Origin of the sequence: Erwinia sp. ErVv1 (assembly GCF_900068895.1) — a bacterium.
Taxonomy (GTDB): domain Bacteria; phylum Pseudomonadota; class Gammaproteobacteria; order Enterobacterales; family Enterobacteriaceae; genus Erwinia.
On record NZ_CDPK01000011.1, the window covers coordinates 55,856 to 77,427 of the forward strand.

Sequence of the window (21,572 nt, forward strand, 5' to 3'; positions counted from 1 at the left end):
ATGCGGGCAATAGTGCAATTTAGACACAGTCGCGTGATTTGATCAATGAAAACGAGTCAATAAAGGGTGAGATCGCAGAGGTTCACGGGGAGTGGCTGAATAAGCGCGGATTCACGCAAAGGTAAAAACTGATGTGGATGAAAATTGCACTAATTTGACTTAGATCAAGTTATAGTAGTTGATAGACTTTACCATGGCGCGCAAAAGAGTGTCCCCCGTCAGGCAGCCCGCCCGGGGAATCATCGTTATTTTCGCACAGCATATCGAGCCCAATGAGAATTACCCACTGGTTCAAATATTTTTATCACAGCAGACTGGGATTACCCCTGCTACTTCCGCTGATCCTGATGCCGCTGTGTACCCAGCTCTCCATCCGGCTGTGGATGGCGGATGGCTACGTGTATCTGATTTATCTTCCGCTGGCAATGCTGGTGGCGATGCTGCTGGTTTATGACTGGGCCGCTTTTCCGGGCATCGCGCTGGGGTTAGCCAGCTACTACTTTTTTCGCTACAACCTGCTTACGGCCAGCGTCATTGTCGCTGTTTTCCTTACCGTTCTGATGCTGTGCTGGGCGGGCTACCGTTTACATAGTCGCCAGCGCTGGGGGGTTGATTACGGGGAATTCCGCATGATGTCAGTTCGCCTGTTCTGGCTGGCATTTATGACGCCCACGCTGTTTGTGTTCACTATGCATGTAATGACGCTGCTGGGGCTGACACCGTTTAATCACTCCGTATTTTCCCGTTCAGCCCTGTCGCTGCACACGCTGCTTAATTATCAGTCAGTGCTGCTCTCCTGCCTGGTGATGATCCAGCTGTGCTACTTTGTAATACGCAGCATTCGCAAGCCAGCGTTTATTAGCCTGCTCGCCCGTCGGGCCGTAAGGCAAATGGCCACGGGCGTCAGTAAGGCTGAGCTGACGCTATGGGCCGGCCTGCTGATCTTTCTGCTGGGGGTGCAGCTACAGTTCGAACAGGCCGATGAAAACCTGCTAAATACGGATTATGGTCTGCCCCTGTTTCTGCCGCTGATGCTGTGGTCAGCCGTGCGCTTCGGCTATCTTATTACCTCCCTAAGCTGGGCGATGCTCTTACTCTGCATTTACCAGCTGCGCGATCGCTTTCTCTCTCCGGAGACGGACCCCCACCATCTGGCGGTCATCTCCGTCAATATGCTGGTGTTTACGCTGACTATCCTGCTGATGGCGAGTATCAGTACGCGGCAGCGCTTCGCACTGGCGAGGGTAAAACGCGCCTCGCTCAGCGACCCGGTGTTCAGGCTGCCTAACCTGCGCGCGCTGGCGCAGGATCTGGCAGAGAGCCCGCGTTCAACGCTCTGCTTCCTGAGTATTCCTGATCTGGACCGCCTGAGCAGAACTTACGGGCTACAGATGCGCATCCATTATAAACGCAGCCTTGCTATCCATCTGATGCCTGAATTACAGCCGGGGGAGGACGTCTATCAGCTGCCGGGTTTCGATCTGGTGATGCGTCTGAATTATGACCACCACGTTGAGCGCATTGAGAATGTTGCGGTAAGACTGAAAGATTATCAGCTTAGCTGGGATGGCCTGCCGATCCATCCGGCCGTGGGACTGAGCTACTGTAGCGTCCGGCCACCGGTCAACCATCTGCATGAGCTGCTGGGTGAGTTAAGCGCCATGGCAGAGGTTTCACTGCGCAGTGGCGTCGCGGAAAACCTACAGCAGCGTCGGGGGCAGACGGCACAGCGGCAGGTTGCTGAAAAGATCGCGTTGCTGAATGATACGCAGACCGCGCTTAAACATGGCGGTTTTCAGCTGATGGTGCAAAAGATCGCTGGCGTTCGCGGCGATGATTATTACGAAATCCGGCCTCAGATGGCGGACCGCTATGGCGGGTGGGTCGAATATTCGCGTTTAATACCCGTTATCAATGAATTTGGCCTGACGTGGGAAGCAGACCGTCAGGTGATCATGATGGCGCTGGCTTTTATACAGCGCCACAGGGAAAAACTGCCGGGCGTACGCTTTGCCATCCGGCTCTTCGCCTCCAGCCTGTGTCGGCCACAGCTGGCCCGCGAACTGCAGGTTTTTATGCAGGAGTATGGCGTTGAGCCCTGGCAGCTGATTATTGAAGTGGAAGAGTCGCCCATGCTGGCCGACTACAGCTGGGGAAACCGCTCAATTACTCAGCTTCGGCATCTCGGCTGTCGGCTGGCGATTAACAATTTTGGCAGCGGCTATGCCAGCTATAACCAGCTGGAAGAGGTGCAGATGGATATGCTGAAAATCAGCCCCACCTTTGTCAGCAATATGCTTAGCAGCAGCCTGAATTATCAACTTATTGAGTCCATCTGCATGATAGCCCGGCTAAAGCGCATGCAGGTTATCGCCTCGGGCGTGGAGTCGGAAGAGGCCGAGCGGCTGCTGCGCCTGCTGGGGGTGGACTACCTGCAGGGCGACTTTATCAGCCAGCCCTGCGCGCTACAGGATTTGTGCGAAAGCGTTGAGCCGATCCCGCCGACTAAGCCGGACGAGGGCCCAGCTCCGCAATAGCGGTTCCAAATGGTGCTACGGGTGGAGTCAGCAGATAAGCAGACCGCCGGGATGCGCCAACCGGGGCTCTATGGCCGGATTCACAGCCTGTCTGCGTTTTGCATGGCGCAGCCGCTGCCTGTATCGGGCGTTACGCCTTTACCAGATCCTTTTGCGCCAGCAGCGTGGCAAAGCGCAGAGAAATGCGCCTGCCTTCGCTGTCGGTGCGGTGAAGCTGGCCCACATGCTCGTTATATTTCACAATATGCCATTTGCGATAATATTCACTCAGTTCGCCTGAGCGAAAGGCGAATGAGAACCCCTGGTTACAGGGGTAATCTTCGGTATCCATCGCCGCGACAATCAGGTTATAGCCGCCTCTGACCGTGCTGGCCTGCATATCCGCAATCAGCTGGGGAATGACATCGGGCTTTAGAAACATCATCACCACCGTAGAAAAAACAAAGTCATAAGCGCCGTTGAAGCGCAGGGCGTTCAGGTCCTTTTCGGCGGTGTGAATATTGCTTAATCCTTCGCTGGCGATTATCTGGTTAAGCCGGGCGAGGCTGGCCGGGTTGTTATCCCAGGCCGTGACGTCAAACCCTTTAGCATTCAGATAGAGCGCATTGCGACCGCTGCCACAGCCCAAATCCAGCGCCCGGCCGGGCTTAAGCAGCGTCATCGCGTCAACCACTTCGGAGTGCGTGGCGGTGAGCTGATATTTCTCGGTGTAGTAGCGATCGTCCGCCGGATGAGAGATGTTCATGCCCCAGGCTCTTCCTCAATGGTAAGCTGCCAGCCGGTCACATCCTTCCAGTAGTTTTGCTCGCGCTCAAGATCGAGCTGGATCAGCGTATTCTGGCTGAAATAGCCGTGAGGGAAAGTCAGCGTCCAGTGGCCTTCGTCGGTGGTTAACCGGAGCGTTGCTGGCGTTGAGGTGGCCTGACGCTGGTTATTCAGTACCGCACCCAGCCGCAGCAGGAAAACCAGCGGCAGAAACTGCTTTTTCTTATACAGTGTCAGGCGCGGCATCTCGTCTACTTTTACCGCTTTACGGTGAAAGCGCACCAGCGTGGCCAGCAGGGTCTGCTGATCCTGATTGAAACCCGGCAGGTTAGTATTCTGCAAAATATAGGCGGAGTGGCGCTGTAATCCGCTGTGGTTGATGGTCAGGCCGACCTCATGCAGCATGGACGCCCACTTCAGCAGGGCGGCCAGCTGTGGGTTCGCCTGCTTCGGGTTGCAATCGCGCCACTGATGGTAAAGCCCTTCCGTGGTCTCCAGCACCCGTCGCGCCTGATCGCTGTCAATGGCGTAATGATTTGCCAGGCTTTGAGCGGTGCGGCTGCGGATATCCTGATGGCGAAAGCGGCCCTCCATTTCATACAGTACGCCTTCGCGCAGGGCCCCATCGGACAGGCGTAGCTCACGGATCGCCAGGGCGTCAAAAACGCCGAACAGAATGGCCAGACCGGGAACAAACACCACCTTGCGCTCATCTGACAGCCCCGGCAGGCTGAGCGCGTCGAAAGATTTATACTTCATCACCTCGGCGTAGAGCATCTCCAGACGCTCGGGGGTAATCAGCTTCTCTTTTTCCCCCATCGCCAGCAGCACTTCGCAGGCGGCCTTAATGGTGCCGGACGCGCCCAGCGCATACTGCCAGCCGTGCAGGCGATACTGCCAGGCCAGCGTCTCCAGCTTTTGCGCCGCGGCCAGCCTTGCCCGGCGGAAGTTCTCTTTACTGATCACGCGGCCGGGAAAGTAGAGATTAGCAAAACTGACGCAGCCCATGCGTCTGCTCTCGACCAGGCTTGGCTCAAAGTCTTCGCCAATCACCAGCTCGGTAGAACCGCCGCCAATATCAATCACCAGCTTGCGACCTTTTTCCGGCTGAGTATGCTCGACGCCCATAAAAATCAGACGCGCCTCTTCATTGCCGGAGATCACTTCAATCGGATAGGGAATAACGTCGGCGGCGCGGCGCAGGAAATCCTCGGCGTTAACCGCCTGGCGCAGCGTATGCGTGCCGACAATGGTGACATTGGTTGGGCTAAATCCCTGAAGACGCTCGGCGAACAGCGCCAGGCTTTTTAGCCCGCGCTCAATGGCGGCTTCGCTCAGCACATTGTTATGGTCCAGCCCGTCAGCCAGATGGACGCGCTGTTTTAACCTGCCCAGCACCTGCATCGCGCCATCGACCACGCGGGCAATCACCATATGAAAACTGTTCGAGCCTAAATCAATTGCGGCGAATTCCTGCGGTTTAGGCGTATTTTTCTGGGATATAGGCATAAAGTTAGTCAGGTTGTTCCAGAGATTTAATGTAATCGTAAATGGCCAGCTGCGCGCGTACCTTGCGGCGATTGCCGCGCGGAACATACCGGTTGCTTAGCTCTTTGTCTACGAAGCGCGCCTTAAGCGTATCACTGAAGAGGATGGCAATAATATCCTGCACCCGCTGTTTCAGAATAGGATCCAGGACTGACACTGCCACCTCGATACGATAATCAATGTTGCGGGTCATCCAGTCAGCGGAGGAGAGGAAGACCTTTTTGTCGCCGCCGTTTTCAAAAATATAGACGCGATCGTGCTCGAGATAGCGGTCAACAATACTGATCACCCGGATATTTTCGCTAATTCCTTCAAGATTGGGAATAAGGGAACACATGCCACGCACCAGCAGGCTGACGCTAACGCCCACGCTGGAGGCGGTATAGAGGCGGTCAACCAGGCCCTTATCGACAAGGTTATTCACCTTAAGGGTGATGGCGGCGGGAATGCCGTTCTGCGCATTGGCAATTTCACTGTCGATCAGCTGATAAAGCATCTGGCGCGAGTTTTGCGGTGAGACCATCAGGTGTTCAAACGAGACGGGCCGATAGGGGTTTTCAATAAAGTTAAATACCCGGCGGACTTCGTTAGTGATGCGGGCATCGGCGGTCAGCAGCGAGTAGTCGGTATAGAGCCGCGCGGTTTTTTCATTGAAGTTGCCGGTGCCGATATGCGCATAGCGGGCGATCTCGCCATTTTCGCGTCGGGAAATCAGAAAAAGCTTCGCGTGAATTTTCAGACCGGGCGCGGAGAAAATAACGTGAACGCCCGCCTCGGTCAGCCGTTTAGCCCAGTGGATATTGGCTTCTTCATCAAAACGCGCCTGTAGCTCAACCACCACGGTCACTTTCTTGCCGTTGTAGGCGGCGTGGATCATCGCATCAATGATGCGCGAGTTTTTTGCCACGCGGTAAATATTAATTTTTATCGCCAGCACCGCCGGGTCAAACGAAGCCTGGCGCAGCAGTTCAAGCACGTGCTCAAAGGTATGATAGGGATAGTAAAGCAGCACATCGCGGTTGCGAATGGCGTCAAAACCGTTACGAAAGCGGTCAAACCAGATATGGCGCAGCTGCGGTAGCGGCTTGTTGACCAGATTTGCCTTGCCGACGTTTGGGAAGGTAATAAAGTCTTTGAAGTTATGGTAACGCCCACCCGGCACAATGGAGTCATAGTTGGAGATATTGAGCTTCTTACGCAGCATCTCCACCATGGCATCCGGCATATCGCGCTGATAAACAAAGCGCACCGGCTCGGCGGTCAGACGCTGCTTAAGGCTTGAGGACATCAGCTCCAGCAGGCTCGACTCCATCTCCGTGACCAGATCGTACTCGGCGTCGCGGGTCATCTTCATCGAGTAGGCGTTCAGCGCGTCATAGTCAAAGAAGCCACGAAAGATATCGCCCAGGCAGTAGCGGAGGATATTGTCCAGCAGGATCATCGGCTTGCGGCGCCGTGGCGTTTCGGGCGGCAGGTTAACAAAACGCGGCACCTTATCGGACGGGATCTCCAGCAGCGCGTAATTTATCTCCTCGCCACGGATGATCTCCACCGCCAGGTAGGTGTAATCATCCTTAAGAAATTCAATCAGGTCCGTATCGTGATTGACCAGGATAGGCGTGATGTGCTGGCGCAGATGATGTTTAAAATAGTGACGTAACCAGCTCTGCTGATTGGGCGAGAGCTGGCGTTCGTTGATCAGGAAAATCTGGTTACGGGCCATTTCCAGCAGCAGGTCGTTATACAGGCCGTCAAACTCCTGGTCTGCCTTCAGCACGCGCGCCTGGATTTTTTTTAGCAGATGGCGCGGTGTACTGGGGGATCCCTGTTCTTCACCAATCAGGATCCTGCGCTTAAGATCGGCAAAGCGCACCTTGTAAAACTCTTCAAGGTTATTGGAATAAATGCCCAGAAAACGCATGCGCTCAATCAGCGGGTTGGTTTTATCGGCTGCTTCCTGTAAGACGCGCTCGTTAAAGGAGAGCCAGCTCAACTCTTTAACGGTATAAAGCTTTTCCTGACCCATTTGTACTCCATTTGCAGATTCACGACCCAACTTGCCTTTGGCCGGTCATTGTCCGTCTTTATTATGGCGAGAGTAGGGCAGCAATGTCCAACGGACATTGTTCATTGTCTTATTAACCGCATACGGGCAACATAAGGCCCTCAGCGCACAGGAAAGCGACACATAGCATGATCCCAACCCCCATTCCCGCTCAGTTTAACGACCGGCGACGCCAGCTTATAGACCGGCTGACGCGCCGCGTGGTGATGGCGTGTGGGCTGGCCATTTTGCTGGTTATGCTGCTGCTATTTGTCTGGCTGGCAGGGGTTGTGGTGCCGCTGTTCAGCTCCCCCGCCGTCGAGGGCAGCCAGGCTATCCCGCTGGGGCAGGCCCGGCCCGTGGTGGCAATGGGGCTGGGTCCGCAGCAACAGTGGGGCTGGCGCATTGACGATGTTGGCGAAGGCCAGTTTATTCCCCTCGCGGGTCAGACGGCTTCCTCCCCGGCATTAATGGGGACGGGGAATGTGAACGCGGTGGCAGCAATGAGCACTGGCAGCGTGAACGCGGCTGCAGCATTACAGGGCAGTGGCAGGGTGAACGCAACGGCGACCCCGGATAATAGCAACGTGCTGCTAAAAAGCGCCGCCGGTCTGCTGCTGGTGGTGCCTGATTTTAGTCAGGCGGAGCCGCGCTGGCGATTCCCGCTGGGTGAGGCGCCGATCGCCGCCGATCCTGACGCTCAGGTACTGGCGCTGGCGCATCCGCAGGCGGATCGCTGGCTGGTGGCGCAGGCCAGCCCGCAGCGCCTGACGCTGCAACAGTTTCAGCCCTCCCAGCCGCCTCTGAGCTTTAGCATGGCGGTCAGTGATATCAACCAAATGCTGCTGGCGCCGGACGGTCAGCGCCTGTTTACCCTCTCGGGGGCGCTGCTGCGCGTCTGGCAGATCGGTGAGCAGGGTCTGACCCTGCGCGACAGCATTACGCTGGCGCAGAAGCCGCAGCAGATGCTGCTGCTGAGCGGCGGCCAGTCGCTGCTGCTTGCCGACCAGAAGGGCCTCTCGCAGTGGTTCGATTTGGCCAGTGAAACCGGGCTTCACCTGCGTCAGATCCGCTATTTCAGCGACGCCCGCGCCCAGCCGCTGCTGTTCAGCGAGGCGCACCGCCGCGTATTCGCTACCGTCAGCCCGGCGGGGACCCTTTCCCTGTACGCCAGTAAACAGCCGGGGGCGATTTTCACCTGTCCGCTGGGACCGGGCGTCATCCGCGCCGCATTTGCACCCCAGGGGGATGGCATACTGATTGAGCGGCAGGGCCGCTGGCAGCATTTGCGCCTGTCAAACCCCTGGCCGGATATCAGCTGGCGCAGCCTGTGGCAGAAGGTATGGTATGAAAACTATCCCTCGCCGGACTATGTCTGGCAGTCCACTTCGGCTGATGATGATTATCAGGGGAAATACAGCCTGGTGCCGATGGTGTCAGGCACGCTTAAGGCGGCCGGGCTGGCGATGCTGTTTGCCACGCCGCTGGCGCTGGCTGCTGCCATGTACACCGCCTGGTTTATGAGCCCCGGCCTGAGGCGCTGGGTTAAACCGGCTATTGAGATGATGGGCGCGCTGCCCAGCGTGGTGATAGGGCTTATCGCCGGACTGTGGCTGGCGCCGCAGCTGGCCGACAGGCTTGCCGGTGTCCTGCTGCTGCCGCTAATGCTGGCCGGTGTGCTGCTGCTCTGTAGCTGGGCCTCCGCCCGTCTGCCGTCGCGCTGGCGCAGGCGGCTGTGCGATGAAGGCCGCGAGATCTGGCTGCTGCTGCCTTTACTGTTGCTGACGACGGTATTTTGCCTGTGGTGTATTCCGCTGCTGGAGCACGCCCTGTTCAGGCAGGGGCTGGCCGACCGGCTGAGCGGAGGCTATCAGCAGCGTAATCTGCTGATCGCGGGCGTGGCGATGGGGTTTGCGCTGGTGCCGCTAATCTTTACCCTCGCGGAAGACGCCATTTTCAGCGTTCCCGCCTCGCTGGGGCAGGGATCGCTGGCGCTTGGCGCGACGCCGTGGCAGACCCTGTCACGCGTGGTGTTACCCTCTGCCTCCGCCGGAATTTTCGCTGCGCTGATGATAGGTTTTGGCCGCGCATTGGGAGAGACGATGATTGTGCTGATGGCAACGGGCAATACGCCGGTCACCGGGGGCGGGCTGCTAGAGGGCGTCAGAAGCCTGGCGGCGAATATCGCGATTGAAATGCCCGAGGCCGCCAGCGGCAGCGCCCACTACCGCATTCTGTTCTTAAGTGCGCTGGTGCTACTGGTGTTCACGCTGATTGTGAACACGCTGGCTGAGCTTATTCGTCAGCGGCTGCGTCGACGCTTCGCCAGACAGGAGGGGCAGGGATGAGGGCGGTAAGGATAAGCTATCACGGACGCATTGCCTGGCGGGAGGGGCAGGAATGAGAGCAGCACGGGTTAATCACCGCTGGCGCTGGCTGACCGGGGGAGCGGTTGCGCTCTGTCTGCTGGCCTTTCTGGCGCTGATAGCGCTGCTCGGCTGGCAGGGATTGAGCTATTTCTGGCCGCAGCCGGTAACGCTGTTTAGCGTTCAGCTACCGGGTGAGAGCGCCTCCGGGAGTCTGCGCCCGCAGCAGCCCAGCGAGACAACGCCGTTGCAGGGCGATACCCGCCCACCGCTCTCCGGCGAGACAACGCTGCTGCTGAACACGTCCCAATTTTCGCTGCTGGGCGAGATAGCACAGTCGCAGAAGGTCACCCGCCAGCAGCTTCAGGAGAGTGGCGCGCGCCTCCCGGCGAGTCTGCCTAGCGAACTGACGCGCCTGCTGATTAACACCGGCAGCCGAGAGGTGGGCGGAACCGGTTTCCGCAGCCTGTTAAGCAGCGATATCCTGCGTCAGGAGCGGCCCGCAAACCTGCTGGTGCTGCAACGACGACAGGGTGGGGTAGCCTTTGGCTGGTTTGACGGGCTGCTGGAAAAGGGGCAGCCGCTGACTGCCGTTAATATGCAACATACGCTCCAGCAGCGCATCAACCAGAGCCGTGAGCGTCAGGCTCAGGTTGATAAAATCCGCCGCGTCAGTATGGCCCGGTTAAACAACGAGCTGGAACAGCTTGCCGCGCAGCGCCAGCGGCTGCAAAAAGCAGAGGGCTACAGCGCACAGACGGACTCCATTCTGCTGGCCGATAGCGCGGAGCTCAAGCGGCAGTTCTCCCAGCGTACCCAGCTGCGGAACGATCTTAACCGCGAAAACGATAGCACGGAGCTGATCCTGCGGGATGTCTCCGGGCAGCAGCATCGCATCCCGCTGAGTCAAATCCTCGCGGCATGGTATCCCAACGCAATGAGCATCGGGGCAAAATGGCAGCATTTTGGCTGGCAGATTTGGCACTTTGTCAGCAACCCGCCGGGCGAGGGGCCGGGTAACGGCGGCGTATTCCCGGCGATTTTTGGCACCATCCTGATGGTGCTGCTGATGTCAGTGGTGGTGATGCCGCTGGGCGTGGTCGCGGCCATCTGGCTGCATGAGTACGCGGGCAATAGCCTGTTGACCCGTCTGGTACGCATTGCGGTAATCAATCTGGCTGGCGTCCCCTCTATTGTTTACGGGGTGTTTGGGCTGGGCTTCTTTGTCTGGATGATGGGCGGCAGCATCGACAGACTGTTCTTTTCGACCTCTCTGCCTAATCCAACCTTTGGTACGCCGGGCCTGCTGTGGGCTTCGCTGACCCTGGCGCTGCTGACGCTGCCGGTGGTGATTGTCGCCACCGAGGAGGGGCTGTCGCGTATTCCCGCCTCCCTGCGGCAGGGGTCGTTAGCCTTAGGCGCCACGCAGGCCGAAACGCTGTGGCATATCACCCTGCCCATGGCAGTACCTGCCATGCTTACCGGATTAATTCTGTCGGTGGCGCGGGCGGCGGGGGAAACCGCACCGCTGATGCTGGTTGGTGTGGCGAAAATGGTGCCTGAGCTGCCGCTGGACTCGGTCTTTCCTTTTCTACATCTGGACCGTAAATTTATGCACCTTGGCTTCCAGATCTACGATCTCGCTTTTCAGAGTCCAGACGCGCAGGCAGACCGCCCGCTGGTCTTTGCCACCGCGCTGCTGCTGGTGTTAATTATTCTGGCCCTGAACCTGCTGGCCATGATACTGCGCCACCGCCTCCGCGAGCGCTATCGCGCGTTGATGAACTAACGAGGGTTAAGGAAAGTGATGCAAAATATGCCGGAAACGTCGCTGACGCTGGATAACCTGTCGCTGTGGTACGGCGCTAAACAGGCGCTTAACGGCATCAGTATGCAGGTGCCTAAACATCGCATTACCGCGCTGATCGGTCCTTCCGGCTGTGGGAAGTCGACGCTGTTGCGCTGCTTTAACCGCATGAACGATCTGATCGAGGGCTGCCGGACAGAGGGCGATATTCTGCTGAATCAGCAGTCGATTCTCCACGAACAGGCGGATCTGTCGGCGCTGCGCCGACGGGTAGGCATGGTCTTTCAGCGGCCTAACCCTTTCCCAAAGACGATTTATGAAAATGTGGCCTACGGCCTGCGGCTTAAGGGCGTACGCGACCGGCGCGTGCTGGATGAGGCGGTAGAAAGCGCGCTGCGCGCCGCCGCGCTGTGGGGCGAGGTGAAAGAGAATCTCTGGCAGAATGCGCTAACGCTGTCGAGCGGCCAGCAGCAGCGGCTGGTGATCGCCAGAGCCATTGCCATTGAGCCTGAGGTTTTGCTGCTTGATGAACCGACATCGGCGCTGGACCCGATCTCCACGCTGGTGATTGAGGAGCTGATGTGCACGCTCAGGCAGCATTTCACGCTGATTCTGGTCACCCATAATATGCAACAGGCCGCGCGCGTCTCGGACTATACGGCGTTTATGCATCAGGGCAGCGTCGTGGAGTTTGATGAGACGGACAGGCTGTTTACCACACCGCGCCAGAGGCGCACCGAGGATTATATTACCGGGCGCTACGGTTAACCAGGACAGATCTACCAGACACCATACGGATAGACTTTCCACCGGCCTGTTGGTAAATCCGCGTATTGCTGTCAGGTTTAGCGAGCGGCACGGTTTCAAACTGCGGGTGGGTCAGAAAATGGATTTCGTGCTCGTCGGGGTTGTAGCCGCCGCCAATATCAGAGTGTACGCCCGGCAGGGCCAGCTCCGGCCAGGCCGGTTTCACGCTGTTCAGTGCCAGAGTTAATGATCTGCCCGCCAGCAAAGCCGCCATGCCGTTGCCAGAGCCATCTGTCACGGTCAAAAAGGTGAGATAAGAAAACGATATACCGACGGTCAGGAAGATCAGTTGGGAGTACTGGGGCAGGTCACTAACGCCGTCGTGTTATGGAACACTATTTATATGCAGGCAGCCCTGGATCATCTCCGGGTGCAGGGCGAAACACTGAATGATGAAGATATCGCACGCCTCTCCCCGCTTTGCCACGGACATATCAATATGCTCGGCCATTATTCCTTCACGCTGGCAGAACTGGTGAGCAAAGGATATCTGAGACCATTAAAAGAGGCGTCAGAGGCAGAAAACGTTGCTTAACGTGAGTTTTCGTTCCACTGAGCGTCAGACCCCTGATATAAGGGATTTAGGTTAATTTCTATTCGGCGTATGATGCGGGGCGTACCCTTCTAATGTGCAAGGAATTAGCATGGAAATTATTGGCGACAATACCTGTGTCACCAGTCTCAGGCCTAAATATAAAGTCGTTCAGTGTCGCGGTGAACAGCATAAATACAGGCTTGAACTCCAGTTCATGGATGAGAACAATACCCCGGTTTCCGGGCTGAACGTGAGGCTGGAGTACCATCCGCTGGCGTCAGCGAAGGGTGTGGATATGTGGCGAAAATTCGGCCACGACTACGATCCGGCTCCGCCGCCCAATCCTCCGGCGGGCGTTACCGACGGTCAGGGCGTGGTGCGCTTCGACGACCTGTACTGGATAGCGGTTGACGTGAAGACCGACGCCCAGCCACTGGCCGACGAGATGGAAAAACGCCCGCTGGGCCTGCGGCGCAACCCGAACAGCCAGCCGGTGAGCAACAACATGTTCCGGCCGGAAACCCGCGACCCCAAATGGCGCTCAGACGTGCAGGAAAAAGCCGAGGCTGCCGGGTACATCCATCACTATGTGACCATCGGGGAGCTTTGCGATCGGCTACCGGAGATCGAGGGCTGGACTGAGCCGGTGCCGCCGAAGTTTCATTTTCCACCGGGACGGTCACTGAAAGGCACAGAGATAGCGCGGGAGGCACTGGATAAGCGGCACGTTATCGAGATCTGCCCGTTCCGGGCGTGGGTGCTGGATCTGCATGATACGAAAGAGTATGACCTCGCCAACGGGCTGAACCTCGGTATCATGGCCGACCTTGCTTATTCAGCCGAAAAAGAGAATAAAACAGTCGATTACTTCTTCCGGCAGAAATGTCTGGACCTGTCCTGCATCCCGCAGTTTGCCGAGTTTCCGTCTTACTTTCACACGCTGACGGTGGACGTGCCATTTCGCGATCGTTATCTGGCACCTGTATATCTGAATACAAAAGACATTGAGCCTTCGGAAGGTGATAGCCGCTTTTTTACGGCCGAGTGCGGTACTCATGTGCTGGTTGCGTGGTGCGGAACAGACAGCCTTCTGAACGCCCTGACGGATGCCTCATTCGGGCCGAAGAAGTGCCTGCCGGAGCTTGCCGGAGCGGGTAATGTTCACGGCGGTTTTCTGGAAGCCTATGAGCTGGCTAAACGGAAGTTTGAGCCTATATTTCAGGCGATAAATAAGTCTCTTGATGAAGGTGGTGGAGCGAAAAAATTGTTTATCTGCGGTCACAGTCTGGGCGGATCTCTGGCGCTGCTGTATGCCGCCGAGATGAAAAATTATCGGCCTGTGCTGTACACCTACGGGATGCCGCGCTCGTTTACCCGCGCGGCGATGCCGTTTCTGGACAGTATTACCCACTACCGGCACGTCAATGATAACGACACCGTGCCACAGGTGCCGCTGGAAACAGATATGGACAATCTGTTCTATCAGACGCTGGGACCGCTGGGCGACAAGCTGGGTTTTAACTGGCTGACGACCTCGGTTGCCGGGCTGCCGGTCTCTCTCTGGCAGAAAGACATGGAGTTAAAAACGGGGATACGGTTGAAAACAGATCCTTACTGGCATCACGGCAACACCGTAGTCTTCTTCCGGGCGCAGCAGTGTTCGATTAAGCTCACCAGCCCGAACCGGAAGAGTCTGGTTGATGGTGAGGTATATGCCCGGCATTTTGTGGCCGTTAAGCTCTTTCTGGTGCCCTCCCTGAACGATGAGTGTCTGAAAGCAACCGGCGAGCATCAGGCAGCGTTTATCCAGTGCCTGAACCCGACCAGTCTGGAAAAGACCTTTCCGAAAAACACCAACCCCACGCTGGACGGTCTCGGTACAGATCCCCGCAGTCACTCGATGGCGCACCGCTACCTGCCCTATATCCATAATCAGGTGCTGGAGCTGGCCGATCCGGCGCGGAAGATGAGCAGGAAAACGATGCGGGAAAAATTCCGGGAGGAAGTTGAGAAAAGCGCGGCCTACAGCAATCCGGATGAGGTTGAGCGTAACCGGCAGTTCATTGCCCTCCAGAACATGTTGCCGGTTACGCTGCAACGGACGCAGACAGAGGAAACCGGGAAGAATGCTCTGCTCCGCTTTACGGCGGTAACGGAGGAAGAAGTTGAATTTTCTATCTAATATCGCTGTGTTTTTGCCTGCTGTTGTGTTGCTATCAGGGTGTGATAGGCGTACGGATCAAACGCTGTTACCGCCGGATAATGCGCGACGGGTGACGGTGGCCGTCAGGGTGCCTGAGGGTATTACGCTGTTGCCGATGCAGATGCTTTACCGTTCGGAACAGTGTAAGAGCAAAGACTATAATTCGAGTAATGAAGCCTATGAAATACGCGGATTTAACGGTTTTAAGCAGGCGTTCAGCCAACAGGGTAACGGTAACATCTGGCAGCAGCGCATCGCCATTGACGGGGGAGGCCCGTGCCAGTGGCAGCTTAATTCTCTCCGCGTCAGCTTTAAGATCGCGGATAACAATCCTCTCGTGAAGGGTAAAAAGGTTATTGAAACCAGCTATATCTTTGATTTTGATAATTACGGGCTTAGTGACGGATACGGAACAGGAAGGGCGAAAGAGGGCAGTGGAGATCTTGTTTTAAAGACGGATTTTTTCCCGATGACATATATCAGTCATATGTTTAATGAGACGATTATTGAAATGTTTGGGGGGGATACGGATTATGGACAATGGAGCAGGCGTTACAGGCTTTTTGATACTAAAAAGATAGTGATAGAGCCAATGTTTCATGCTGACAAGGGAGTGTTACTTGAGGCTGATAGGGAGCGGGGGGTTGGGATGGTGATAACCTATCCTGATGGCAGTATTGAACATGTTCGCAAGATAAAGCCTGACTATCAAAGGCTCCTTATTTTGAGATGATGGCAGTGATCGTGGAAGGCTCTGCTTGAGATCCTTTTTTCTGAGCGTAATCTCCTGCCCTGTAAACAAAAAAACCACCGCTATCAACGGTGGCTTTTTTGCCGGAGTTCAGAGCTATCAACTCTTAACTCCGAGGTAACTGGATGTACGAGACCGCAGAAACCAAAACTGTTCTTTCAGTTTAGCCGCAGTCAGGCCCAAACTTTAAGACCTCTCAAATATCTCTCTCGTACATTCCGCTTACCAATGGCTACCGCCACTGGCGATTTTTCGTGTCTTTCAGGGTTGGACTCAAGTGATTAGTTACCTGAACGGGCGCGGTAGTGGGGTCTGACGCTCAGTGGAACGAAAACTCACGTTAAGGAATTTTAGTAATGCGATTTTTTTAAAAAAGGATCCTTTCGTGTGCTGCCATTACCACTCACCGTAAGGATATTTTTTCCCTTTGATGAAATCCTTTATATCTTTGTCATATCCATAAGAAAATTCAGGACTGACGGCGTTATACGGTAATTAGGCTCAAATCCTATGCCCTGTAGCCAGACCGCCACCTTTCCTTCCGGTGCCAGACCAATTAGCACAGTGTCATAGGTATTATTGTACGGATCACTTTTCCCGCTGGGACTGCGCATCTTTTCCACAACGGCAGCTGATAAAGTGAGATGCGTTTTATTGACCTTTTTATCAATAATGGAATCCCAGCAAAAAAGAATATGTTTAGGAGGACGCTCAACGTGATTCCAGTAGCCTCCGGGAGCGCGATCCTTGTCATTCCACTCACCGATAACTTTAGGCAGATCGGGTGAACTGTTCAGCGTATTAAACCGGTAAATCGTTTCGTCAGAATCCTGAACAACAGCAAACGTCACCAGTGCAGGCAGCACCCTGGGCGTGAAAAATTAAATTTCCACTCGGTGGGCATACCGGTTTTGAGTAAGGTACTGGGCTGATCGGCCCCTGACAGGCCGTCAACGTCATTAGCGAAAGCAGCCCGGCCAGACGAATTATTTCCATGCTTTATTCCCGTCCATACCGTAAACCGTTCGCTGCCAGCGCGCGTCCGGGCGGTTGGTAAAGGTCACCAGCTTCGCCGCTGTTACTCTCTTTAAAATGGAGTTTAAAGCTATGGCTACTCCAGCTTCTTTATGGCTCAAAGACGACGGCGGCGCGGATATTCGCGGCTCTGTCGACGTTGCGGGCCATGATGGCAGGCGTGACGGTCGTCAGCGTGGGGCCGATCCTGTATGACGTCAAATCTCAGTACGGGGAAAAGCGGAACCACCTGGACGTGGTGGAGCTGATTTACAAAAAAATCACATGGCGTTCTGGAGACGCTCAACGCCCTTGACGGCAGGACATGGCCCCATATGATTGGGACGGATATCGTCTGTGGTGTTCCGGCTAAGCGGGCTTTCCTCAGGTTCCATCCCCATTGATTTCCCGTGTTAATTCTCTTTAGTCGCTGAGCCCTTCAGCCGCTTTCACACGTCTTCAGCTCGCACAATACCCCTACTTGCTCAGACGCTATCCCAGGCATATCCCTCCGGCGGCAGCGGTTTGCCGTCCAGCCAGGCGGCTTCATCCTTCATCGCCAGTCGCCCGGCAGCAAACCAGCTCACCACTAGCGGATAGATGGCGTGCTCCTGATGCTGTACGCGGGCGCACACATCCTCTTCGCTGTCGTCGGGGAATACCGGCACCTTCGCCTGAAGAATAACCGGGCCGCCATCCAGCTCACGGGTCACAAAATGCACCGAGGTGCCGTGTTCGCTATCGCCGTTTTCGAGCGCCTGGCGATGAGTATGCAGACCGGGGTATTTCGGCAACAGGGAGGGGTGGATATTTAGCATACGACCGGCATAGCGATCGACAAAGGCCGGCGCGAGGATGCGCATATAACCGGCCAGAATCACCAGGTCGGGCGCATACGCATCCACTTCCTGCACAAGCTGCGCATCAAACGCCTCGCGATCGCCAAACTGAGACGCAGCAAGCGCATGGGCCGGAATGCCCGCCGCGCGGGCGCGCGACAGGCCATAAGCCTCTGACTTATTGCTGAACACGGCGGCCACGCTGCCGTTGATTCGCCCCTGCTGGCAGGCATCAATAATGGCCTGCAGATTGCTTCCCTCACCGGAAACCAGCACCACCAGCCGCATCATGCGTTAATGACCACACGCTCGTCGGAATCGGACGCCTTAATCACGCCAATTTTCCACGCCTTCTCGCCCGCATCGGTCATCAGCTGTACCGCTTTATCCGCCTCTTCAGCACTGAGCGCGATCAGCATGCCGACGCCGCAGTTAAAGGTGCGATACATCTCAAAGCGGCTGACGTTGCCTGCTTTCTGCATCCAGCCGAATACCGCAGGCCATTCCCAGCTTGACTCGGCGAGCACCGCCTGGGTGTTGTCCGGCAGCACGCGGGGAATATTTTCCCAGAAGCCGCCGCCGGTCAGGTGGGCGATAGCATGAACGTTAACCTGCTCGATCAGGCTGAGGATATTTTTGACATAGATGCGGGTAGGGGCCAGCAGGTGATCCGCCAGCGATTTACCCTCAAGCTGGGTCTGTTGTGCATCGGTATTGCTGACTTCAAGGATTTTACGCACCAGCGAATAGCCGTTGGAGTGCGGGCCGCTGGAGCCGAGGGCAATCAGCACGTCGCCATCGCTGACTTTGCTGCCGTCAATAATTTCTGACTTTTCCAGCACGCCGACGCAGAACCCGGCGACGTCATAATCTTCACCGTGATACATCCCCGGCATTTCGGCCGTTTCGCCGCCAACCAGCGCACAGCCGGATTGTGAACAGCCCTCGGCAATGCCGGTTATCACGCTGGCCGCGGTATCCACATCCAGCTTACCGGTGGCGTAGTAGTCCAGGAAAAACAGTGGCTCGGCGCCCTGTACCACCAGATCGTTGACGCACATCGCCACCAGATCGATACCGATGGTATCGTGACGCTTCAGGTCCATCGCCAGGCGCAGCTTGGTGCCCACGCCGTCAGTGCCGGAAACCAGAATCGGTTCGCGGTATTTTTGCGGCAGCGCACAGAGGGCACCAAAGCCGCCCAGCCCACCCATGACTTCCGGGCGACGCGTCTTTTTCACAACGCCTTTGATACGATCGACTAAAGCATTGCCTGCGTCGATATCTACGCCGGCGTCTTTATAGCTGAGAGAGGTTTTGTCGGTCACTGCGAAGTCCCCACGCGGTTTGCGGTTGGTGGTATTGAAAATAGAGCGCGGCAATTCTAACAGCGCAGGCAAACGTTTGCGAGCGCCTTCTTACCACGCGTTGTGCTGGGTCAGGTGTCAGATTATGATGACGGAAGTGCGCGGATACGGCAGAAGTTGCATTAAGTCATAGAGCATGATGAGAAAATAGCGCTATAATCTCGCGATTTTTTTTTGCAGCTTAACACTCCGGGAGTAGAACAATGAAAATCGTGGAAGTCACACACCCGCTGGTCAAACATAAACTGGGTCTGATGCGTGAACATGACGTAAGCACCAAGCGTTTTCGTGAGCTCGCGTCGGAAGTGGGAAGCCTGCTGACCTATGAAGCCACCGCCGATTTAGAAACCGAAAAGGTCACCATCGAAGGCTGGAATGGCCCGGTAGAAATTGACCAGATTAAAGGCAAAAAAATCACCGTGGTGCCCATTCTGCGTGCCGGTCTGGGCATGATGGAAGGCGTACTGGAGCACGTGCCGAGCGCGCGCATCAGCGTGGTCGGCGTTTATCGCGATGAGACAACGCTGGAACCGGTGCCTTACTTCCAGAAGCTGGTCTCTAATATTGAAGAGCGCATGGCGCTGGTCGTTGACCCGATGCTGGCCACCGGCGGATCGATGATCGCCACCATCGACCTGCTGAAAAACGCAGGCTGCACCAGCATTAAGGTGCTGGTACTGGTTGCTGCCCCGGAAGGTATCGCGGCGCTGGAGAAGGCGCATCCGGATGTTGAACTTTACACCGCGTCGGTGGATCAGGGGCTGAACGATAAGGGATATATCATTCCCGGGCTCGGGGACGCCGGCGATAAGATCTTCGGTACTAAATAAGTACGCCGCTATTAAACGCTAAGCCGACCGCAGAGTCGGCTTTTTATTGGGTATAATTAAAGAAAGGGTAAAGATATGACGCGTCGCGCAATTGGCGTAAGCGAGCGGCCACCGCTGCTGCAAACTATTCCTCTCAGCTTTCAGCACCTTTTTGCCATGTTCGGCGCAACGGTACTGGTACCGATCCTGTTTCATATTAATCCGGCCACCGTGCTGCTGTTTAACGGCATCGGTACGCTGCTGTATCTGTTTATCTGTAAAGGCAAAATCCCGGCCTACCTCGGTTCCAGCTTCGCTTTTATCTCGCCGGTGCTGCTGCTGCTGCCGTTAGGGTATGAGGTCGCGCTGGGCGGGTTTATTCTCTGCGGCGTGCTCTTCTGCCTGGTGGCGCTGGTGGTGAAAAAGGCCGGAACGGGCTGGCTGGACGTGATGTTCCCCCCGGCGGCGATGGGTGCCATTGTGGCGGTAATTGGGCTGGAGCTGGCGGGCGTGGCGGCTAACATGGCGGGGCTGTTACCGGCCAGCGGCGCAGCGGTTGACGATAAAAGCATTATTATTTCGCTGGTTACGCTGGCGGTGACGGTGTTGGGCTCGGTGTTGTTTCGCGGCTTCCTGGCGATTATCCCGATCCTTATCGGGGTACTGGTGGGCTACGGGCTTGCCGGGGCAATGGGTGTCGTTAACTGGGCACCGGTTGAGGCGGCACCCTGGTTTGCGCTACCTACCTTTTATACCCCGCGTTTTGAATGGTTTGCCATGCTGACGATTTTGCCCGCCGCGCTGGTGGTTATCGCCGAGCATATTGGCCATCTGGTGGTGACCGCGAATATCGTTAAAAAAGACCTGCTGAAAGATCCGGGCCTGCATCGTTCCCTGTTTGCTAACGGCATATCCACGGTGTTTTCCGGCTTCTTCGGATCCACACCCAATACCACCTATGGAGAAAATATCGGCGTCATGGCGATAACCCGCGTCTACAGTACCTGGGTGATTGGCGGTGCGGCGATTCTGGCGATATTGCTCTCCTGCGTGGGTAAGCTGGCGGCGGCGATTCAGGCGGTGCCGGTACCGGTGATGGGCGGCGTCTCGTTGCTGCTGTACGGCGTGATTGCCACCTCCGGGATCCGCGTACTGATTGAGTCGAAGGTGGATTATAACAAAGCACAGAACCTGATCCTGACGTCCGTTATTCTGATCATCGGCGTTAGCGGGGCCACCGTGCATATTGGGGCGGCGGAGCTAAAGGGAATGGCGCTGGCCACGCTGGTGGGTATTCTGCTGAGCCTCATCTTTAAAGCGATCGACCTGGTACGTCCACAGGAGATCATTCTCGATCCCGAGGATAGCGACGATCGCTGATCCTGGCGCAACGGCGGCCTGCGTTTATTATCCCTGCGAAGGTGTGATAAACTTCCGCCGGATTTTGCCCGATCAATACTGAGGTGCTTCTGAACACTCCGGCACAGCTCTCTCTGCCACTCTATCTGCCCGATGACGAAACGTTCGCCAGCTTCTGGCCGGGTGAAAATCCGTCGCTGATCGCTGCGCTGCAAAGCGCACTGCATCAGCAGCATGGCAGCTATTTCTATTTCTGGTCGCGCGAAGGGGGAGGGCGCAGTCATCTGCTGCACGCCGCCTGTGCCGAGCTTTCCGATCGCGGTGAGGCCGTCGGCTACGTGCCGCTGGATAAGCGTACCTGGTTTGTTCCGGAAGTACTGGACGGGATGGAGCAGTTGTCGCTGATTTGCATTGATAATATTGAATGCATTGCCGGGGACGAGCTCTGGGAGATGGCGATATTTGATCTCTACAATCGCATTCTTGAAACCGGGCGAACCCGCCTGCTGATCACTGGCGATCGTCCGCCGCGTCAGCTGAATTTAAAGCTGGCCGATCTCGCCTCCAGGCTGGACTGGGGGCAGATCTATCGGCTTCAGCCACTCTGTGACGAAGACAAACTTCAGGCGCTCCAGCTTCGCGCCAGACTTCGTGGGTTTGAACTGCCCGAGGACGTCGGGCGGTTTTTATTGAAAAGGCTCGACAGAGAGATGCGCACCCTGTTTGTCACTCTCGATAAGCTCGATCGTGCCTCAATCAGTGCCCAGCGCAAGCTAACGATTCCCTTCGTTAAGGAGGCGCTGGATCTCTGAGAGCCCGTG

At 56.3% G+C, this 21,572-nt stretch carries 14 protein-coding genes and 4 pseudogenes; 11 read left to right on the forward strand and 7 right to left on the reverse strand.

Annotated elements, in window-relative coordinates:
- The first annotated feature begins 272 nt into the window (after positions 1 to 272).
- Positions 273 to 2,537: a sensor domain-containing phosphodiesterase gene (locus A1830_RS15350; protein WP_156485015.1), complete on the forward strand. Its 2,265-nt coding sequence runs from the start codon at positions 273 to 275 to the stop codon at positions 2,535 to 2,537.
- A gap of 130 nt (positions 2,538 to 2,667) precedes the next feature.
- Here A1830_RS15350 and tehB read toward each other — a convergent pair whose 3' ends face one another.
- The 3 genes from tehB to ppk1 are packed head-to-tail and all read right to left on the reverse strand — an operon-like array spanning position 2,668 to position 6,876.
- On the reverse strand, positions 2,668 to 3,282 hold the full coding sequence (tehB, locus tag A1830_RS15355) for a tellurite resistance methyltransferase TehB (protein ID WP_067708047.1): 615 nt from the start codon (positions 3,280 to 3,282) through the stop codon (positions 2,668 to 2,670).
- Positions 3,279 to 4,811, reverse strand: coding sequence for an exopolyphosphatase (gene ppx, locus A1830_RS15360; RefSeq protein ID WP_067708052.1), 1,533 nt, complete (start codon positions 4,809 to 4,811; stop codon positions 3,279 to 3,281). The genes tehB and ppx overlap by 4 nt, the downstream gene beginning before the upstream one ends.
- A 4-nt stretch (positions 4,812 to 4,815) precedes the next feature.
- Complete coding sequence (ppk1, locus tag A1830_RS15365; RefSeq protein ID WP_067708055.1) at positions 4,816 to 6,876, reverse strand: polyphosphate kinase 1; 2,061 nt, start codon at positions 6,874 to 6,876, stop codon at positions 4,816 to 4,818.
- Between the two features lie 167 nt (positions 6,877 to 7,043).
- Between ppk1 and A1830_RS15370 the strand changes: the two genes are divergently transcribed.
- Genes A1830_RS15370 through pstB form a run of 3 tightly spaced genes read left to right on the forward strand, consistent with a single transcriptional unit; the run spans position 7,044 to position 11,835 of the window.
- Positions 7,044 to 9,242, forward strand: a complete 2,199-nt coding sequence (locus A1830_RS15370) for an ABC transporter permease subunit (protein WP_067708056.1) — start codon at positions 7,044 to 7,046, stop codon at positions 9,240 to 9,242.
- A 52-nt stretch (positions 9,243 to 9,294) separates the two neighbouring features.
- On the forward strand, positions 9,295 to 11,049 hold the full coding sequence (gene pstA / locus A1830_RS15375; RefSeq protein WP_082804191.1) for a phosphate ABC transporter permease PstA: 1,755 nt from the start codon (positions 9,295 to 9,297) through the stop codon (positions 11,047 to 11,049).
- Positions 11,050 to 11,067: 18 nt separating this feature from the next.
- Positions 11,068 to 11,835 (forward strand): phosphate ABC transporter ATP-binding protein PstB, encoded by a 768-nt coding sequence (gene pstB / locus A1830_RS15380; protein ID WP_067708057.1) that lies wholly within the window; start codon positions 11,068 to 11,070, stop codon positions 11,833 to 11,835.
- Positions 11,836 to 11,875: 40 nt separating this feature from the next.
- On the opposite strand, the pseudogene A1830_RS15385 reads toward pstB, so the two are convergent.
- Positions 11,876 to 12,052: pseudogene (locus A1830_RS15385) on the reverse strand (DUF2235 domain-containing protein); the annotation flags it as partial.
- Positions 12,053 to 12,070: 18 nt separating this feature from the next.
- Here A1830_RS15385 and A1830_RS15390 point away from each other — a divergent pair.
- From A1830_RS15390 to A1830_RS23005, 3 genes and pseudogenes are all read left to right on the forward strand, one after another.
- Positions 12,071 to 12,376: pseudogene (locus A1830_RS15390) on the forward strand (Tn3 family transposase); the annotation flags it as partial.
- Positions 12,377 to 12,518: 142 nt separating this feature from the next.
- A complete protein-coding gene (locus tag A1830_RS15395) occupies positions 12,519 to 14,591 on the forward strand; it encodes a lipase family protein (RefSeq protein WP_067708060.1) in 2,073 nt (690 codons plus the stop codon).
- The gene (locus A1830_RS23005; RefSeq protein WP_067708063.1) at positions 14,575 to 15,345 is read left to right on the forward strand and encodes a hypothetical protein; all 771 of its coding nucleotides are present in this window, start codon (positions 14,575 to 14,577) and stop codon (positions 15,343 to 15,345) included. Before A1830_RS15395 ends, A1830_RS23005 begins: the two co-directional genes overlap by 17 nt.
- A 414-nt stretch (positions 15,346 to 15,759) precedes the next feature.
- Here A1830_RS23005 and A1830_RS15405 read toward each other — a convergent pair.
- Positions 15,760 to 16,359 (reverse strand): annotated as a pseudogene (locus A1830_RS15405) (DUF2931 family protein).
- A gap of 111 nt (positions 16,360 to 16,470) precedes the next feature.
- Between A1830_RS15405 and A1830_RS24030 the strand changes: the two are divergent.
- Positions 16,471 to 16,554: pseudogene (locus A1830_RS24030) on the forward strand (type VI secretion system tube protein Hcp); the annotation flags it as partial.
- A gap of 308 nt (positions 16,555 to 16,862) precedes the next feature.
- On the opposite strand, the gene purN reads toward A1830_RS24030, so the two are convergent.
- On the reverse strand, positions 16,863 to 17,507 hold the full coding sequence (gene purN, locus A1830_RS15410) for a phosphoribosylglycinamide formyltransferase (RefSeq protein ID WP_067708067.1): 645 nt from the start codon (positions 17,505 to 17,507) through the stop codon (positions 16,863 to 16,865).
- Positions 17,504 to 18,544 (reverse strand): phosphoribosylformylglycinamidine cyclo-ligase, encoded by a 1,041-nt coding sequence (gene purM, locus A1830_RS15415; protein WP_067708256.1) that lies wholly within the window; start codon positions 18,542 to 18,544, stop codon positions 17,504 to 17,506. The genes purN and purM overlap by 4 nt, the downstream gene beginning before the upstream one ends.
- A gap of 242 nt (positions 18,545 to 18,786) precedes the next feature.
- Between purM and upp the strand changes: the two genes are divergently transcribed.
- The 3 genes from upp to hda all read left to right on the forward strand — a co-directional run bounded on the left by upp (position 18,787) and on the right by hda (position 21,563).
- Positions 18,787 to 19,413 (forward strand): uracil phosphoribosyltransferase, encoded by a 627-nt coding sequence (gene upp, locus A1830_RS15420; RefSeq protein WP_067708070.1) that lies wholly within the window; start codon positions 18,787 to 18,789, stop codon positions 19,411 to 19,413.
- 75 nt (positions 19,414 to 19,488) lie between these two features.
- Positions 19,489 to 20,772, forward strand: a complete 1,284-nt coding sequence (gene uraA, locus A1830_RS15425; RefSeq protein ID WP_067708073.1) for a uracil permease — start codon at positions 19,489 to 19,491, stop codon at positions 20,770 to 20,772.
- A gap of 83 nt (positions 20,773 to 20,855) precedes the next feature.
- Positions 20,856 to 21,563, forward strand: coding sequence for a DnaA inactivator Hda (gene hda / locus A1830_RS15430; protein ID WP_067708076.1), 708 nt, complete (start codon positions 20,856 to 20,858; stop codon positions 21,561 to 21,563).
- Positions 21,564 to 21,572: the final 9 nt, after the last annotated feature.

Excerpts from the sequence above, each read along its gene's own strand:
- A1830_RS15350 (WP_156485015.1), top strand. The coding sequence starts at position 273 with ATGAGAATTACCCACTGGTTCAAATATTTTTATCACAGCAGACTGGGA.
- tehB (WP_067708047.1), bottom strand. The coding sequence starts at position 3,282 with ATGAACATCTCTCATCCGGCGGACGATCGCTACTACACCGAGAAATAT.
- ppx (WP_067708052.1), bottom strand. The coding sequence starts at position 4,811 with ATGCCTATATCCCAGAAAAATACGCCTAAACCGCAGGAATTCGCCGCA.
- ppk1 (WP_067708055.1), bottom strand. The coding sequence starts at position 6,876 with ATGGGTCAGGAAAAGCTTTATACCGTTAAAGAGTTGAGCTGGCTCTCC.
- A1830_RS15370 (WP_067708056.1), top strand. The coding sequence starts at position 7,044 with ATGATCCCAACCCCCATTCCCGCTCAGTTTAACGACCGGCGACGCCAG.
- pstA (WP_082804191.1), top strand. The coding sequence starts at position 9,295 with ATGAGAGCAGCACGGGTTAATCACCGCTGGCGCTGGCTGACCGGGGGA.
- pstB (WP_067708057.1), top strand. The coding sequence starts at position 11,068 with ATGCAAAATATGCCGGAAACGTCGCTGACGCTGGATAACCTGTCGCTG.
- A1830_RS15395 (WP_067708060.1), top strand. The coding sequence starts at position 12,519 with ATGGAAATTATTGGCGACAATACCTGTGTCACCAGTCTCAGGCCTAAA.
- purN (WP_067708067.1), bottom strand. The coding sequence starts at position 17,507 with ATGATGCGGCTGGTGGTGCTGGTTTCCGGTGAGGGAAGCAATCTGCAG.
- upp (WP_067708070.1), top strand. The coding sequence starts at position 18,787 with ATGAAAATCGTGGAAGTCACACACCCGCTGGTCAAACATAAACTGGGT.
- uraA (WP_067708073.1), top strand. The coding sequence starts at position 19,489 with ATGACGCGTCGCGCAATTGGCGTAAGCGAGCGGCCACCGCTGCTGCAA.